At 57.1% G+C, this 13,369-nt stretch carries 8 protein-coding genes and 1 pseudogene; 2 read left to right on the plus strand and 7 right to left on the minus strand.

All coding sequences use genetic code 11. From position 1 onward, the window contains the following. Positions 1–93 precede the first annotated feature (93 nt). The gene (gene minC / locus ACIOU6_RS26555) at positions 94–831 is read right to left on the minus strand and encodes a septum site-determining protein MinC (RefSeq protein WP_221734238.1); all 738 of its coding nucleotides are present in this window, start codon (positions 829–831) and stop codon (positions 94–96) included. A gap of 117 nt (positions 832–948) precedes the next feature. Between minC and ACIOU6_RS26560 the strand changes: the two genes are divergently transcribed. Together ACIOU6_RS26560 and ACIOU6_RS26565 are read left to right on the plus strand one after the other, a co-directional pair. After that, positions 949–1,881, plus strand: a complete 933-nt coding sequence (locus ACIOU6_RS26560) for a lipid A biosynthesis lauroyl acyltransferase (RefSeq protein ID WP_221734237.1) — start codon at positions 949–951, stop codon at positions 1,879–1,881. A gap of 32 nt (positions 1,882–1,913) precedes the next feature. Further along, positions 1,914–3,071 carry a patatin-like phospholipase family protein gene (locus tag ACIOU6_RS26565; RefSeq protein ID WP_221734236.1) on the plus strand — a complete coding sequence of 386 codons (1,158 nt, stop codon included), beginning with the start codon at positions 1,914–1,916 and terminating at the stop codon, positions 3,069–3,071. A gap of 104 nt (positions 3,072–3,175) precedes the next feature. On the opposite strand, the gene ACIOU6_RS26570 is transcribed toward ACIOU6_RS26565, so the two are convergent. From ACIOU6_RS26570 to ACIOU6_RS26595, 6 genes and pseudogenes are all read right to left on the minus strand, one after another. Further along, positions 3,176–4,978 carry a hypothetical protein gene (locus ACIOU6_RS26570; RefSeq protein WP_401139609.1) on the minus strand — a complete coding sequence of 601 codons (1,803 nt, stop codon included), beginning with the start codon at positions 4,976–4,978 and terminating at the stop codon, positions 3,176–3,178. Positions 4,979–5,284: 306 nt separating this feature from the next. Next, complete coding sequence (locus ACIOU6_RS26575) at positions 5,285–8,818, minus strand: interferon alpha-inducible IFI6/IFI27 family protein (RefSeq protein ID WP_401139611.1); 3,534 nt, start codon at positions 8,816–8,818, stop codon at positions 5,285–5,287. 266 nt (positions 8,819–9,084) lie between these two features. Then, entirely contained in the window at positions 9,085–9,870 is a 786-nt protein-coding gene (locus tag ACIOU6_RS26580; RefSeq protein ID WP_221734296.1) for an outer membrane protein OmpK, read from the minus strand. A gap of 382 nt (positions 9,871–10,252) precedes the next feature. Further along, positions 10,253–10,444, minus strand: a pseudogene (locus tag ACIOU6_RS26585) (hypothetical protein); the annotation flags it as partial. 64 nt (positions 10,445–10,508) lie between these two features. Then, the gene (locus tag ACIOU6_RS26590) at positions 10,509–11,867 is read right to left on the minus strand and encodes a nucleobase:cation symporter-2 family protein (RefSeq protein ID WP_221734295.1); all 1,359 of its coding nucleotides are present in this window, start codon (positions 11,865–11,867) and stop codon (positions 10,509–10,511) included. Between the two features lie 168 nt (positions 11,868–12,035). Then, positions 12,036–13,289 carry a urate hydroxylase PuuD gene (locus ACIOU6_RS26595; RefSeq protein WP_401139616.1) on the minus strand — a complete coding sequence of 418 codons (1,254 nt, stop codon included), beginning with the start codon at positions 13,287–13,289 and terminating at the stop codon, positions 12,036–12,038. Positions 13,290–13,369 lie beyond the last annotated feature (80 nt).

Below are 13,369 nucleotides of genomic sequence, written 5' to 3' on the forward strand. Positions count from 1 at the left end.
CTTGGCTGGAATTCGGCTTTTGGCCTTTTTCCTACTTCGTTTGAGCCGTTTTCGCGTCGGTTTAGAGATGCTTGGAAAATGCGGCAGTATCCGTTAAAGCCGAATGATGTTCAACACGTCGCCTGACAGGCTGACTTGTACGCCCGAGCCCCACATTGGATCGCGACGCAGGTCTTCGGAAACCTTGTAGTGGCCGGCGATGGAGATCAGTTCAGCGCTCAATTGCTGACAGAAAATCCGCGCCTTGGTGTCGCCCTTGACCCCGGCCAGCGCACGACCGCGCATCGGGCCGTATACATGGATGTTGCCATCGGCCAGAAGTTCCGCCCCCGGACTGACCGAGGACACCACCACCAAATCGCCACCCTCGGCATATATCTGTTGGCCACCACGCACTGGCGTAGTGATGACACGGGTCGGTTTGATGGTCGGCGCCGGCGGTTTTTCCGGTTTCTTTTTGACTTCGGCTTCAGGGGGTTCCAGCGGCCGCTCACGGGCGCCTGACGGCGGCAGCACCGGGATGTCGATGGCGATAGCAGCGGCGATGTCTTCGATGCGGCTGGCGCGAATCGCCAGGGTGCGCAGGCCATGTTGGCGGCACACGCGCATCAGGCCTGGCAGATCGACCGCGCCCTCGCTCGGCGGCAGCTTGTCCAGCGCCAGAACCAGCGGCGCATTGCTGAAAAAATTCGGCGCCTGGGCGACTTTGGCGGCCAACTGCCGATCGAGGCTTTCGAGGTCGTTACGGGCCAGTTCCAGCACAGTGATGGCCAGCATGCTGCCCTTGAGCTGGAATACGGGATCTTGGTCTAACGGGTCGGTTTGGCTCATGTCGGCATACAACGGCTTGTCACTAAAAGTGCCGAGACTTATAACGAGAACGCCCGCGAGCCGCAAGCCGGGTCGAACGATGTAGAATGCGCGGCCACTGTATTTACGGAAGCTTTAATGGATCGCCCGCGTTTTCGAACAGCATTTCTTTCTCCACGCTTCTGGCCGCTCTGGTGTGGTCTGGGGCTTTTGTGGCTGATTGTGCAATTGCCGTATCCGGCATTGCTGACCATCGGTCGAGTTTTGGGCGCGTTGATGTATCGCGTGGCGGGCGACCGGCGGCGTATCGCCAAGCGCAATCTTGAACTGTGCTTCCCGGAAAAATCCGCCGCCGAACGCAAGCGTCTGCTCAAGGAAAACTTCGCCTCCACCGGCATCGCCTTTTTTGAAATGGCGATGAGCTGGTGGTGGTCTCGTGAGCGGCTGGCGAAACTGGCCCACGTCGAAGGCCTTGAACATTTGCAAAAGGCTCAGCGTGACGGCAAGGGCGCGATCCTGATGGCCGCGCATTTCACCACGCTGGAAATCGGCGCGGCCTTGCTCGGCCAGCAGCACACCATCGACGGCATGTACCGCGAACACAAAAACCCGTTGTTCGACTTCGTTCAGCGTCGGGGCCGCGAGCGGCACAACCTCGATTCACTGGCGGTGGAGCGCGAGGACGTGCGCGGCATGCTCAAGCTGCTGCGCTCTGGTCGGGCGATCTGGTACGCACCGGATCAGGACTACGGCGCCAAACAAAGCATCTTTGTACCGCTGTTCGGCATCCAGGCCGCGACCGTGACCGCGACCACCAAATTTGCCCGGTTGGGCAAGGCGCTGGTGGTGCCGTTCACGCAGGAACGTCTGGCGGACGGCAGCGGTTATCGGTTGGTGGTCCACCCGCCGCTGGAGGACTTCCCCGGCGAGACCGAAGAAGCCGACTGCATTCGCATTAATCAGTGGGTCGAAAGCGCGTTGCGCGCCTGCCCCGAGCAATATCTGTGGGCGCATCGCCGCTTCAAGAGCCGCCCACCGGGCGAGCCGAAGTTGTACGCCAAACGCGGTTGAACCCATCCCAATAAGCACCATGGAGTGTTGCAATGAGCCCAGCTGAACCGGTCACAGGTTTGATTCTTTCCGGCGGCGGGGCTCGGGCGGCGTATCAGGTGGGCGTGCTGGCGGCGATTGCCGAATTGCTGCCGTTGGGCGCCGATAATCCGTTTCCGGTGATCGTCGGCACCTCGGCCGGGGCGATCAACGCCGTCAGCCTGGCCAGCGGCGCCACCGACTTTCGCGCCGCCATCGAACGCCTGACGCTGTTCTGGCAAGGCTTTCGCAGCCATCGCGTGTTGCGCAGTGACTGGCCTGGCGTGATTCGTCAGGCCAGTCGTTTCGTCAGCCACAGTTTGCTCGGCATGGGCCGGCACCTGCCGGTGGCTTTGCTCAACAGTTCGCCACTGCGCGAGTTGCTCAATGAAAAACTGCACATGCCCGGCATTGCCGAGTCCATCGCTCGCAAGCAATTGCATGCCGTTGCAGTCACCGCGTTCGGCTACGAGTCGGGGCAGGCGGTGACGTTCTATCAGGGCGGCGGCGCCATTGATGCGTGGTTAAGGCATCGGCGGATCGGTGTGCCGACGCAGCTGTCGGTGGACCACTTGCTCGCCAGTTCGGCCATCCCCTTGTTGTTTGCGCCTGTGAAAATCGGCGAAGAGTATTTCGGTGATGGGGCGGTACGGCAATCCGCGCCGATCAGCCCGGCTCTGCACCTGGGGGCGAGCCGGGTGCTGGTGGTCGGCGTCAGCGGAAACCCGCGCGGTGTTGACCCGCTGCAGCCGCTGGAGCGCGCTTACACGGGGCAGCAACCGACGCTGGCACAAATCGGCGGCCACATGCTCAACAGCACGTTCATCGACAGCCTGGAAAGCGATATCGAGTTGCTTCAGCGCTTGAACCAGTTCAGCCATCTGATGCCCGATGGCACGCCAAAGCGCGCCTTGGGCGTGGCGCCCGTGGAGGTGCTGGTGATTTCGCCGAGTCAGCCGATCGATGAGATCGCGGCGCGGCATCGGCAGGAGCTACCGGCGGCATTACGCTTGTTCCTGCGCGGTCCGGGGGCGACCAAGACCAGTGGTGCAGGGGTGATGAGTTATCTGCTGTTCGAGGCAGGGTATTGCAGCGAGTTGATTGATCTGGGGCGGCGCGATGCGTTGGCCAAGCGCGAGGAGTTGTGCCGTTTTCTCGGGTTACCGGTTTAACAACCAAAGTTCACAGCCGTCGACATTCGGGTAGGCAGATGAAGCCGTCCCGGGCGCTTGAATCGCCAGAACGGCTGACCGTCGATGTTACTCAGCCAAATGTATCAACCCTCCCGAATAATAAAGAACAGCGTTTGTTGGTCTGAGACTTTCTGCATGCCGCCTGCCAGATAGACAACGTTGTTGTAATCAAGCATCCGCTGCCATTTCGACTTTTCCACACGGGCCCTGAGTTTCGGATCATTTATTTCAACAGCAGGACCGACTGTTCGAATTAACTCTCCACCAATGGCGGGGAGGGGGAATCTCAGTACGAATACGGTATCCAGGTCTTTGCGTTCGAAGAGCAAAGCGTCTTCATTGAACATGCGACTGGTGCGATCTACCCCATAACCGTTGCTTTCGAGAAGGTCGCTGAATATGGAGCGTAAGCTGGAGTCCTGCGAGATCAGGAGTCGGCTGGCATCAAAATCGAGTCGGCTGAATGTCTCGGCAGACGGCGATGGCAATAGAAGTTTGTGGCCTGGCAGATCGTTGCTGGGGGATGGCATCAGGATGGGCAACATCAGCAGCGGGTCGGCCAGCTCCGGTCTTCGTGCACGGACGGTGGACCTGTTTTCCCAGTGATAAAGCGTGTCGAACAGAATGGTCAACCCATCGCCGTTGATGGCTTCAGACGGGGTCGCCTGATTGAACACGGCTTTGGCGATGGCGTTCGACGAATCATTCGACAAATACCGCATGGATTTGCCGACGTACTCGGTCAGCGAGACATCAAACGGGTTTTGCTCCAGCACGGCCCATGCGCCACTGGATTTGATGACCCACCTTGGTTGCAGTGATGGATCGGTTTTCAACATCTGCTCGAAGGCATCGTAGCGGCCGGGCGTGAAGAGAGGGTTCTGCAGATACACGAGAACGGTATTGTCCTGAATCCGTTGCGGCACGATCACGTAGTGCAGGCCGTCTATTTCTATCGAATCAATGCCCTCGGGTTTGCTGGATTTGCCCCAGCTTTTCCAGACGCCGGCGGAGGGTTGAGTACCAGGGAAACGGCCCGTCGATGGTCGGACAAGTGGTGGTTGATCAACGTCGGTCAAACGTTGACGTTTGCTCGACCCCGGCCGTTGATCGTCGCTCGTTTTTATCCGCCAGCGTTTGGTTCCGGCAATAGGCTCAACCCGCGCGCCCAGCACGTTGCGGTCGTGAGCAGCGGCTTGCTGATAACCTCCCTGCGGGTGTTTGCGTACCAGGAAAGTCGTCCCATCCTCCATGTCCACGTAGGATGCCCGGCGCTTGATGTCGTAACGAATGCCGTCCGGGCTCTCTTGCGCGCTGCTCAGACTGGAGGCCTGTTTGGGGGACAGGGGCGTTGGCGATCCTCCCGCTGTTTCGACGTTCGCCGCAATGTGCATGGCCGGAGTGGATGCTTCGGGGCGCCAGTGAGGCTGTCCTTCTACCTGCTTTATCAATGGACCCTGCTCGCCAAGCCCCTCTGGCCAATGCAGGCGGTAGCGGCCATCGGCTTGGCGTTCGGCGCGAAAATAACCTTCGTCTGCAACGTGGGCATAGGTATTGCCCTGCGGGCTTTCGAACAGCCCGCTTTCACCGCTGAGTGGGCGTAACTGGCCGATATTATCGGCCGGCCAGGTAATTGCCTTCATGTTGGCTTGCAGCAACATGGCGGAGAGGGACGGGTCGCTCACAATGACTGCTGGCGCGAGCTCGTTTGGGATTTGTGGGGTGTCTCGGGCATGAGATTCAGGTACATGACCCACCGAGGTTGTCGGGTCGGAACCGCCGATATGAGGAAGGTGGTCCACCGCCTCGTGAGGCGGAGTTTTCGGACTTGTCGGGTGCGTGTCGGTTGCAGTGGTGGCGGAGATTTTTTTCGGGGGTTTGGCCATATCGGATTTCTCTTCAACATGAGAGCTAAAGCGTTGTTGGAGAACGACGCAAGTGAGCGCAGAGTCGACAGTCATCTCTTTTTGACAATCAACCGTTCGGGGCTCTGCGAGGGGCTTATGCTGGATAATCCGACGCCGTCTTGTGCGGTATATATGTATCGCGATCAAGGCAGTAAACGTTTCTTTCGTATTTTTTAAAGCGCACCCGAATCCAGCGCTGAGTTCGTTGGAGGGAGTGTTCCAAGAGTCGAACGATTTTAGCGACGGGTGCGCTGCGTTTATCAAGTTCAAATAACAGCGGGTTATTTATGCGACGGGGACTTGCAAAAGTTGCTCTGGAACCGATAAGACAGGAACGGTTGGTTTATGATCGCATCGGGCGGAAATCACCAGGTCTGATCTGCTAATGGTGTTGGCTGTCGAAGGCCTGGTTACCCAGTGACGTCCTGGAAAACTGTAGAGCAAACGCTTGTCCGGGTGGTTGTACAGTTGGGCATGGAGAACTGGAAGTTCATGGTCTCCAAGCAATGCTTGACTGTCGGGCAGGGTGGCGGGGTAAGCCGGTGGTTCGACAAAATAACGGGCATCAATACCGGAGACTGTAATTTGGTCGAAGGAAAGATCGACCGTCCGGATAATGCCTTCTTCGGTCGTCACGTACACCCTGTCGATAATGTCCGCGCTGTCTTCATAGACCGGCAGATGAACAGTGCAACTTCCGATGTACAGTTTGTTGTCATTCAGCTTTATCTCAATAGTGCCCAGCGCTGTAGCATCGATATGCCAGGTGGAAGAGTGCGACAATCGCACGCTGGCGCTGGCAAGACCGCCCGGCGTTGAAATCTTGATGGTCATGTTGGCTGCCAGATGAAGGAAGTACGTGCCGCCTTCACCTTCCAGGCTCTCCATCGCCGTTTGCCCGGGATGAGAGGCAAATTTGGCGCAGGCCCTCTCTGAGCTCAGTTTATAGGGTTCATTTTCAGGAAGTTCAAACGGGTATTTACCTCGTCGGTAGCGCAGCGGCAACTGAATGATATGTTTCCAACGCATGAATCCAGATGTTTTATAGTCCGCAGGTTCTTCTGTGGTGGTGAGTCCGGCATTGGCCATTAGGCCGTCGTTGAAAATCAACAAGTATTGTTGGTTGGGGTGTTCACGCATGTGCTCCAGGATGAATCCCATGTTTGTCGACAGTTTGCAACTCGAAAAATTTCGAAGTGTTAGTGTTTTTTCATCGAGTGTGTAGATCAAGTCACATTGAATGTCGATCTCGCTTTTTTGACTCACAAAGGCACCATAGGATACTTCTATCTTTGTCAGTTCAGTGCTCGCGTAATCCAGATAGAGTTTGATGGCTTCATTGGGGCGTTTTACAGAATGGAAGGTGATGTTTTTATCGGTGCGTGGGAGGTAGTAACTGGTGAATCTCTGGTGCTCGATAGAGCAATCAGGGGTGTAGAGAATCGTCGGCTCTACGGGGATTCCTTGTCGGGTGATCACCGCTGTGACGTATTCGCGTTGAGAGTAAGTTATTGTTTCAGGGAGATCCGGGGTCAGGTGATAACCGTCCTTGGTAACGAATGTCAGTGTCTTGTTTTTTAACTGACGTTTACTCGCTACTTCTTCATAAACGTCGTGTATGACTACACGGGTTTTCAGCGAATCGTCCATGTCAAAATTCAACGTGACCAACAGGGAGTTATCCGCTCTCACCTCGAAACCATCTATCAGGTCCTTTCGGCAGCCCAGTTCAATAATGCTGTTCTCTTTACCGTCTTCGGTGATGGATATTTGCCCGGGAACATGGGCAATGAAATATTCATCTGCGCCGGCACCACCCCAGGCTTCTGCACCCGAGGCCAGCAGTTGGATGATGTCGTTTCCTGCCCCCGCTCTGATGATGTCGGCGCCATGCGCCTTGATGACGTTGCGCTCATCGGTTCCGGTCACGGTGCTGGACGCATGTGCTACGGTTACGACATTTTCGATGCTCTCGACAACGCCGAGCGGGGTACGTTTGTTCCCGCTTTCCGCCGTGGAGCCTGCAGTGATCGCATGGACCGTACCGGCCGGCAAGTCGACGTCATATCCGGCCTGTGGCTGCTTCTGGTGATGGTTCATTAAATCAATCCTGCCCAGGATCAACGAGTCGTCGCCTTCCCCCCCCTTCAACGTCCAGCGATCAGAAAGTTCTGGAATTGTCTGGTTGTTGATTTTTGCGCCCTGGAAGACGAAGAGGTCATCTTTCTCGCCGCCTGTCAGTTGTTTGTTTCCAGCGCCGTAGTAGAAGGCGTTCGGCTTCTTTTCTACCCCTTCAATGGAGTCATCACCGCCGCCAATGAACCACAGGATGCTTTTTTCCGCTCCTGCTGTGCCCAATTCAGCACCGGGAGTTTCGCCCGTCACCCCGTTTCGGCCGTCAATGATATCGTTACCGTCCTTTATTCTTGGCTTCATGACGGTATGCCGTTCCCACTTTCTGGTTAACCAGTGATGATGGCCTTCCAGGGTCGGTTCGAGTTCCACGTCGAAACTACCGTTAACGACGGCTTCGGTGGTGTCCTTCAATTGGACGTCGAGCAATGCTCTGGCCGTTTGCTTCAGTTGTTTTGCGTGGTCGATCTTGGCTTTGGCGCTGAGAAAACGATTCTGGACGTCTTCGTCCGGATCCATGAAGCAGAATGCAAACCAGCCTGTGCGCCAGCGTTCTTCGACAGTGAGTTCGATGTAGTCATCGATGTCATCAACTACCCGTACAGCGGCATAGACCTGTGAGCCGAAAGCCATCACTGCTCCGGCGACAAGGCCCACGGGACCTGCGGCCGAGAAACCGGCCATGGCTGCGGAGCCAAGGATGATGGTCATCGCGCCGCTGGCGACACTCAGGCCGCCGCTGACATAGAGATCCATCGCTGCCTTGCCGGTGGCATTTTCCGCTGCGATGAATGATCTGACTGCCGTGGTGATGTCGAACGGCAGGGTCAGTACTCCCCCGACCAAGCCACCTGAGCGGCTCAATCTGATCGCGGTACGCGTCTTGGCAAAATCCTTGAAGGCATTCTGGCCAGCCTTGAGCATTCGCGTGGCTTCTTGAGTAATTGTGACGTCGGTGATAACAGAGCCCACTTCGGCGAGTAGACCGGCACCGTTGATTTTAAATTCAGTAGAATCGTGGGCTTTGTACGCGTAGTACAAACCGCGAATCCCCATGAATATTCCGAATGCCTGAATGCCGACGCTAGAGCCAAGCGTGAAGTTGCTCAACGTCTTCGATATCCAATGAGGCGGATTTTTCGGTAAATTAGCGTGCCGCAGATCCAGTTTGTGTGCTGAATTCAATAGTTTTTTTAATTGGCTGCGAAGTTTACCTGCGTCATCAGTAGTTTCGGTGCCTTCTCTGATCATTCGCGGAGAAGTTATCGGCCGCCGGCTGGCCATTTCGAACAGCAGATCTGGCAACAAGTAACTGTCGCGGCCGGTTGCCGATTTCATAATGCTTTCTATATCGGTCAAGCTGAACTGTAACGCGTTGATGAAGGAACGCTTCGGTACTCGAAAAAATGTGTTTTTTCCATTTAAAGGCTGGCCGTCAATTCTTGCGCCTAGCGCATCAAGGGATACTCGTGTTACGGATATGGGGCCGATTTCAATTGGGCCAAAGACACTGTCATTTATTTTCAGTTGGCTTGTTTTTTCGTTGCTTTGCGCATTTTTCCTGTTATTTATCTCGGTGCTCAGATCAAGCGTCGAATCAGTGTGTAGATTGGGGCCCAAAGGTTCGAGTTCGGTTATGACAACCGCATCATGATGTATCGAGGCGTCTTGGAAGGGGGTGGCCATTTGAATATCCTTATTCGAGTGGTCTTTATATTGAACGTCGGGCGACATGTTAATGTTGGGTTTTTACTTCTGTATATCCTTGGGTTGTTGCCATGTATTGCACAGGCGCAGAAGTTATTAAACCGGCTTTAGTAGCGATCTGGTTTTGTTTGAACGCTGTATTGTCTTGGCGGGCATCATTGCGGGCGAACTCCCACAGGTTTTGTGAACGGCACGGATCACTGTGGGAGCTTGTTCGCGAAGGCGCCCCTGAGGACGCCGCGGGATCAGAAGTGGAACTTCACCAGGAAGCTGGTCACGTTCTGATTGGTGGTGAACGCACGGGTGTCGTCAATCCCGTACTTGTCTTTCCAGTAGTCGTACTCGACGCCGACATACAACTGCTTCTCGCCGAAATTCAGCGCCTTGCCCAAGTCGTATTTGACCTGCGGGTTGAAGTGCAGGTTGGCGTGGTATTCGCCACGGTTGTTGACGTCGTTGTCGACCACCCAGTCCATGTAACCGTCGATCAGCACGTTCGAATCGCCGACCGGAATGGTGTAAGACCAGACCGGCGTGATCTGCCAGACGTTGTCACCGGGGCGCGAACCTTCGGTGTGGCGCTGGTAGAAGTTCAACTGGAAGTAGTCGAAGCCTGGGATAGCCAGGTCGAAGCCCGGGCCGATCAGGTAGGACTCGGTGTCACCCTCGCCAAACTCGTACGTCATCGCCAGCAGGACGTCTTTGATCGGGCCGAATTCGATCTTCTGGTCGAGCACTTTGCCCAGCGAGATGCGTGGGCTGAATTCGCCGTAGTAGGTGTTCGGGCCGTTATTGAAGTCCTTGTCACCGTTGTAGAAGATCTTGTCGACGAACAGGAAGTTGTCCCCATACTTCCATCCGTCGGCGTGCTCGAAGGTCACGGTCTGCTGAATGGCAGGGTTGACCTTGAAGTCCTTGCCGTAGAGGTAGGTCAGGCTGTTGTTCTGCCACTGCAGCAGACCATCGGCCATGGCCTGGCCGCCGGCCAGCATGGATCCCGCGAGCATCAGGCTGGTGCACATACGTTTCATTCGGTTGCTCCCAAAGTAGGTGTTCCACGTTTATTTTTTTAGATCGGCGCTCTGGTGTGGCGCCTTTGTTCGTTACTGCAAAAGTCATCCAAACGGTCAGCTTTCCTGCTGTTAGCAAAAGCTGAGCCAAGGCTTTCGAAAAGCAAAAAAACGCCCTCTCGTCTGCTGAAAAACAGTCGATTGAGTGTGTTTTCGGGATGCCTCGGTACTGACCGGCGCCGGGATAAGTTGGCTTTTCGGTCAGAAATTAAATCCGGGCTTTTTTTTAGACCGAATTCAAGAGGCCGCGGAGAATACTGACTCCTCGGCCAGCTCTCAAGTGCCCCGCAACAGAGCACCGACAACAGGAATGGGGCACGGTTGCGGGTCATCTTAAAAGTGCACCTTCGCCGTGCTCGTAGGTCATCGCCAGCAGGACGCCCTTGATCGGGCCGAACTCGATCTTCTGGCCGAAGTTCTTGCCGTACAAGTCGCTCAGACTGGTGGTCTGCCACAGCCGTAAGTTGCCGGCCATGGCTTGGGATGCGGCGAGCAGGCCGCCACTCAATAGCGAGTTCGATTGCGTGCGAATCATCGGGTGCTCCCTCTTGTTTTTATTGTTTGAGGCGCAGAACTGCTAGCCCTTGTGCGGGGTGCTGTTAATGCTGCTGCGCGTGGCAGTCGTTGATCGCTGCGCGCTCTTTGCCGCCGAGGATGTTGAACAACAAGTTCAGCGTCAGCGCACTGAGAGTTGCCATGGCGATACCGCTGTGGGTGATCGGGCTCATCCACATCGGCAGATGCGCGAAGAACTCCGGACGGACCACCGGGATCAGCCCCATGCCGATGCTCACCGCCACCAGCAACTGATTGCGACGGTCACCGATGTCGGCTTCTTGCAGAATCTTGATACCGGTCGCTGCGACCATGCCGAACATCGCAATCGCCGCACCGCCGAGCACGGCCGGTGGAATCGACGCCACGAGGAACGCCGCTTTGGGCAGCAGGCTGAGAACGATCAGCAAGCCTCCCGCAACGATCGTCACCGAGCGGCAGCGCACGCCCGTCATCTGCACCAGGCCGATGTTCTGCGCAAAGGAGGAGTGGGTGAAGGTGTTGAAGAACCCGGCGAAAAACGACGCCGCAGCATCACACATCAAACCGCGACGCAGCATGCGCGGGCAGACTTCCTGGTCGGTGATCTTGCCCAGCGCCAAAAACATTCCGGTGGACTCGACGAAGATGATCACCACGACCAGGCACATCGAAAGGATCGGCGCGAGTTCGAATTTCGGCATGCCGAAATGCAGCGGCGTGACGAACTGAACCCATGGCGCGTTAGCCATGCCGCTCAGGTCGACCATGCCGATGGCGCCGCATAACACGTAGCCGATGCACATGCCGATCAACACGGAAATATTCACCCAGAACCCGCGCATGAATCGGTGGATCAGCAAAATGGTGCCCAACACCAATGCGGCGATGGCCAGATAAATCGGTGAACCGAATTGCGCAGCAGCGGCACCGCCACCGGCCCAATTCACGGCCACGGGGAACAGCGACAAACCGATCGAGGTGATGACCGTACCGGTCACCAGCGGCGGGAAGAAGCGTACGACCTTGGACATGAACGGCGCGATGATCATGCCGAAGAATCCAGCGGCGATGGTTGCACCGAAGATCCCTTGCAGACCGATACCGGGCATGCCTGCCATGGCGACCATGCTGCCGACAGCGGCAAAACTGGCGCCCATCATCACGGGCATGCGGATGCCCATCGGACCGATGCCGAGCGACTGCACGATGGTGGCGATGCCGGCGACCAGCAGGTCGGCGTTGATCAGGAAGGCGATTTCTTCACGACTCAGGCCAGCGGCCTGTCCGATGATCAGCGGCACCGCGATGGCGCCACCGTACATCAGCAGAACGTGTTGCAAACCGACCAGGATCAGTTGCAAAAGGGGCAAACGCTGAATGGCGGGTGCGTCGGGGATGCGCGCTTTGGACAGCTCGGACATGCAACACCTCGGATCTTTTTTATTCTTGTGATTGAACAGCTGTCGGGTTGCTCACAGCTGTTTCTTTGCATCAGGTAAACCGCATTAAGGCGATTCGCGAGCAGGCTCGCTCCCACAGGAAATGCGCGATCTCTGTGGGAGCGAGCCTGCTCGCGAAGCTTTTGTGGCTTAGTTGGTCTGCGCTCCCTGCACAATCCACGCACCGATCAGGTCACGTTCCTGCTGGGTCATCTGCGTGATGTTGCCCAGTGGCATGATCTGCGTGGTGATGGCTTGCGCCTGGATCCGCGCCGCGTTCTGACGGATCTGCTCGGGGGTGTCGAACATCACGCCAGCCGGGGCTGCGCTGAACAGCGGGCTGGTCGGTTTGGCCGAGTGGCAGACGGCGCAACGTTCCTGGATCACCGAGTGCACTTTGTCGAACGCAGGACCGGCGTTGGACGCTTGGGCTGGCGCTACGGCAGGTGCCGCCGGTTGTGCGGCTTCAGCCGGTTTCGCGCCACCACCCAGTGCCGTTTCCGGCAACGGTTGGTACTCGATTTTGGCTGGCGCCTTCGCCACTTCAGGCGAGGTCGGCATCGGCGCAGGGCCGGTGACGTACGCCAGCGTGATCATGCCCACCGCTGCAACCGGCAGAGTCCAAGCAAACTTGTGGCTGTCGTGACGGGTGTTGAAGTAGTGACGCACCAACACGGCCAACACGGCGATCCCGGCCAGGATCAGCCAGTTGTACTGGCTGCCGTAAGTGCTCGGGAAATGGTTGCTGATCATGATGAACAGCACCGGCAGGGTGAAGTAGTTGTTGTGACGCGAGCGCAGCAAGCCTTTGGCGGGCAGCGCCGGGTCCGGTGTGCGGTTCTCGGCAATCGCGGCGACCAGTGCGCGCTGCGCCGGCATGATGATGCGGAACACGTTACCGACCATGATGGTGCCGATGATCGCGCCGACGTGCAGGTACGCACCACGACCGCTGAATACTTTGCTGAAGCCATACGCCGCGCCGATGATCAGCACAAACAGAATGAAACCGAGCAGAGCAGGGCGTTTGCCCAGGGCCGAGTCGCACAGGAAGGAGTAGATGAACCAGCCCAGGAACAGCGAGCCGATACCAATGGCCACGCCTTCAGGACCGCTCAGTGTGCTGCCCGGAGCCAGCAGATAAAGCGTCGGGTTGGAGTAGAACACCACGCACAGCAGCGCGATACCCGACATCCAGGTGAAGTAGGCTTCCCATTTGAACCAGTGCAGGTTCTCCGGCATTGCCGGTGGGGCCAGTTTGTATTTTTCCAGGTGATAGATACCGCCGCCGTGGATCGCCCACAGATCACCGGCCAGACCGGTTTTCGGGTTGACGCGGTTGAGGTTGTTCTCCAGCCAGACGAAATAGAACGACGCGGGGGGGGAGGCCCCCCCCCAGATCAAGTGGTACCAGCGCGCGCGGCGGGGGGGGGCGTGGCAGACAAGTTGGGTGGGCGGGGTTTTGGGGCGGCGGGGGGGGGGGT

This window comes from Pseudomonas sp. NPDC087615 (assembly GCF_044743445.1).
Lineage (GTDB): Bacteria > Pseudomonadota > Gammaproteobacteria > Pseudomonadales > Pseudomonadaceae > Aquipseudomonas > Aquipseudomonas baetica_A.